This is a genomic window from Nakamurella sp., from assembly GCF_048594475.1.
Classification (GTDB): domain Bacteria; phylum Actinomycetota; class Actinomycetes; order Mycobacteriales; family Nakamurellaceae; genus Nakamurella.
Genome location: NZ_JBMDXT010000572.1, coordinates 1 through 3,449, shown reverse-complemented (window position 1 = coordinate 3,449; position 3,449 = coordinate 1). Strand labels below are relative to the sequence as shown.

5 protein-coding genes are annotated in these 3,449 nt (G+C 75.2%); 4 read left to right on the top strand and 1 reads right to left on the bottom strand.

Features of this window, described 5'->3' with window-relative positions; all coding sequences use genetic code 11:
- The 3 genes from ACOJUF_RS25605 to ACOJUF_RS25595 form a co-directional block, all read left to right on the top strand.
- Positions 1-442: hypothetical protein (locus ACOJUF_RS25605; protein ID WP_420124628.1), on the top strand; the 442-nt coding region annotated here is incomplete at its 5' end.
- Positions 439-771, top strand: a complete 333-nt coding sequence (locus ACOJUF_RS25600; RefSeq protein WP_420124627.1) for a hypothetical protein — start codon at positions 439-441, stop codon at positions 769-771. The genes ACOJUF_RS25605 and ACOJUF_RS25600, both read left to right, overlap by 4 nt.
- 227 nt (positions 772-998) lie before the next feature.
- Entirely contained in the window at positions 999-2,828 is a 1,830-nt protein-coding gene (locus ACOJUF_RS25595; protein WP_420124626.1) for a GAF domain-containing protein, read from the top strand.
- A gap of 35 nt (positions 2,829-2,863) precedes the next feature.
- On the opposite strand, the gene ACOJUF_RS25590 is transcribed toward ACOJUF_RS25595, so the two are convergent.
- Positions 2,864-3,100 (bottom strand): hypothetical protein, encoded by a 237-nt coding sequence (locus ACOJUF_RS25590; RefSeq protein WP_420124625.1) that lies wholly within the window; start codon positions 3,098-3,100, stop codon positions 2,864-2,866.
- Positions 3,101-3,244: 144 nt separating this feature from the next.
- On the opposite strand from ACOJUF_RS25590, the gene ACOJUF_RS25585 reads away from it, so the two are divergent.
- The coding region (locus tag ACOJUF_RS25585) for a hypothetical protein (RefSeq protein ID WP_420124624.1) at positions 3,245-3,449 on the top strand (205 nt) is incomplete at its 3' end.

Here is a 3,449-nt window from a genome sequence, read left to right as displayed (position 1 = left end):
ACCGTGCGGTGAGCCGATCGGTCACCGCACGGTCCGCGCCGACGCGGTGGACCGACCGCGGGACCCGGACGGCGACCCGGTTGGGGCAGGTGGGATGAACGCCCGCACGGCGATCCGCCCGGCCGAGTTGGCCCAGGCCTGGCACCGGGCGCGGTTCGACCCCGATCTGACGGTCCGGTCGCAGGCCGAGGACGTCCTGTTCCGCCACTACCTGCCCCTGGCCCTGCACCTGGCCGACCGCTGGTCGCAGCACCACGGCGACCCGACGGGCGCCCGGCAGACCGCCGAGATCGCGCTGGCGCGAGCGATTCTGGATTGGCGGCCGCTCGACTGCAGCCGGTTCGAGGCCGCCGCCCGGCTCATCGTCGAGCGCAGCCTGCACGGCACCGCCATCGACGGCCCGGCGTGGCCGCGAACCCAGCCTCCGGAGGTGGCCCCGTGACCCTCGTCGAGCACCGCCCGGTCCCGATCCTGCCGGCCCGCCCGCTCGGTCCCGGCGATCCGGCGTTGCGGGGCGACCAGGCGGCGAGCCGGTGCCTGTGGGCCACGATCGACGAGCTGACCCGGGAATTCGGCGCGGAACACCCCGAAGCCCGGATCATCGGGGTGGCCATCGGCGCCTTCCGCGATCTGCGCGGATCGGTCACCGTCGACGCGCTGCCCGAGCTGATCTGCCGGCTGGTCCGGGTGCGACTGGCCGGAGCGGCACCGGGCGACCGAGCACCCGCGCACGCCGCAGGGCAGGCCGGCCGGACCCACCCCGAGGGGTGAGGGCGGCCCCCGGCAGGCCCACCCCGAGGGGTGAGGGCGGCCCTCGGCTGGGATGAAACGGGCAATTGCCCCTTGCCCGCCTCCCGGTCCGGTGATTGCATGGGGTGGTTCCCACCCGAAACCCCGTGGTTCGTCGCGATTGCGCCGATTCCCGCCCAGCCGCCCCGACGGCGGCGCGGGAACGCTCTCGCGGTCGCGACCGCGGCCCGTTGCCCGATGAGGTGATGATGCGCTCCGATTCGTCGGGACCCGCCCCACCGGACCAGGCGGCGGCCGCCGCGCCGGCGGCACCCGATGGCACCCTGACCTTCGCCGACCAGCCCCGGCTCGAACTCGATCAGTTGCTGGCCCAGCTGGTGGACCGGGCGCGCGAGGTGATGGGCACGCAGGACCGCCTGCGGGGCCTGCTACGGGCCAACCAGGCCATCATCGGCGACCGGGGCCTGCGGGGCGTGCTGGAACAGATCGTGGCCGCCGCCCGGGAACTCGTGGGCGCCCGATACGCCGCCCTGGGCGTGGTGGACCGGCACGGCGGGCTGGCCGAGTTCGTGCACGTGGGCATGCCCGTGGACACCGCGCGGGTGATCGGCGATCTCCCCCGGGGCAAGGGTCTGCTCGGCGCCCTCATCGACGATCCGCAACCGGTCCGGCTGGACGACCTGAGCCGGCACCCGCGGTCGTCGGGATTCCCGCCCGGCCATCCCCCGATGCTCACCTTCCTGGGCGTCCCGATCCGCATCCGCGACGAGGTGTTCGGCAACCTCTACCTCACCGAGAGCGACCGGGGCGGCTTCACCGCCGACGACCAGGAGCTGGCCGTCGCCCTGGCCGCGACCGCCGCCGTCGTCATCGACAACGCCAGGTACTACGAGGCCGGCGAGCGCAAGAGTGCCTGGCTGGCGGCGACGGCCGAGGTCACCCGCCGGATGCTGGACCTGGCCGGCGAGTCGGCCCCGCTGCAGCTGATCGCCGAGCACGCGCTGCGGTTGGCGCAGTCCGACATCGTGGCCGTCCTGCTCCCCGAGGGACCCGACGCCCTGCGGATCGAGACGGCCGTGGCCGGCCCCGACGACCGGGCCACCGCGGCCCGGCTGATCGGGCTGGTCAGCCCGATGGGCAGCACGCTGTCCTCACTGGTCTTCACCACCGGGCGGAGCATCCGGCTGGACGACGCCAAGGTCCACCCCGGGTTGCCGCCGTCGATGCTGACCGACGTGATGGACGCCGGCCCCATCCTGGTGACCCCGCTGCGGGACGGCGACCGCACACGCGGTGTGCTGGCCATCGCCCGGCGGGCCGGCCGCCTGCCCTTCGAGCCCGAGGACCTCGATCTGGCCGGCGGTTTCGCCAATCAGGCGGCGCTCGCGCTGCAACTGGCGCAGGCCAGGACGGAGCGGGAACGCGCGACCATCCTCGACGAACGCGACCGCATCGCCGCCGACCTGCACGATCACATCATCCAGCGGCTCTTCGGCGCCGGTCTCGCCCTGCACGGCGTGGCCGCCCGCCTGGGCGGGGATCCGATGCGCAACCGGGTCGTGCGGGTGATCGACGACCTCGACGACACGATCGCCCAGATCCGGACGTCCATCTTCGCGATGCGCTCGCTCGGCCCGGACACCCCGGACGGCCTCCGCTCGCGGGTCCTGACGGTGGTGACCGAGGCGGCCGCGACCCTGGGTCACACGCCCGCCCTGCGGTTCTCCGGGCCGATCGACTCGCTGACCGCGACCGAGCTGTCGGCCGGCCTGGTCGACGACCTGGTCGCGGTCCTTCGCGAGAGCCTGACCAACGTGGCCCGGCACGCCCGGGCCCGGCGGGTGGAGGTCGACCTGAGCATCGGCGAGCCCGGGACCGGCCCCGGCGATGCGGCCGCTGCCGGACCCTGGCTGACGCTGCTGGTCAGCGACGACGGCATCGGCATCGCCCCCACCGGCCGGCGCAGCGGGCTGGCGAATCTGGAGCGGCGGGCGCACCGGCACGGCGGCACGATGGGCGTGACGGACGGCCGGCCGAGCGGCACCCGGTTGCGGTGGTCCGTGCCGGTGGCCCGCTGACGCGGGCGCACCACCGGCCGGTCGGCGGGTCCGCGTTACTGGACATCCGCATCCGGCACGGGCACCGACAGGACGATCTGCGGGTCGACCGCGACCACGCCCGGCACCGATCGCAGGGCGGCGGCGCCGGACCGGGCCGGCACCGAACCCATGATGCAGCCCGCGGCCGGCAACACCCGGTCGACCGTCATGCCGCGCGCCGCCAGCTCCCGGGCCACGGTCGCGATCGAGCGCAGGTGGGCATCGTCGACGGTGACGGTGATGTCGGTCATGGGCCTACGGTAGGCGCCCGCCGCCGGGCCTGGTCGGGCCGAAAGTCCCACCCGCCGATGGTTTTTCAAGATCATTGGACCGGCGGGCGGCCGGTGGGACCAAGTCCCCTGGCGGCGGCGCACCCGCCGGCGCAGGCTGGCGGGGTGACCGGATCCGGAACCAGCCAGGTCCAGGACCGCCGGCTCGAGGTCGCCCTCGGCCGGCTGGTCGCGACTGGGCAGCTCACCGCGACGCAGGCCAGCGCCGTCCGCGGGGAATACGACGCGGCCGGGAGCCCGGGGCCCGGCCAGGTGACCGCCGGGGCCGGGGGCGCGCCGGCGGCGGCCGGGATGACGGCGCCGTCCGGGG

What these genes read in the sequence shown, in the direction of transcription:
- ACOJUF_RS25595 (WP_420124626.1), top strand. Translation starts at nt 999, where the DNA reads ATGCGCTCCGATTCGTCGGGACCCGCCCCACCGGACCAGGCGGCGGCC.
- ACOJUF_RS25590 (WP_420124625.1), bottom strand. Translation starts at nt 3,100, where the DNA reads ATGACCGACATCACCGTCACCGTCGACGATGCCCACCTGCGCTCGATC.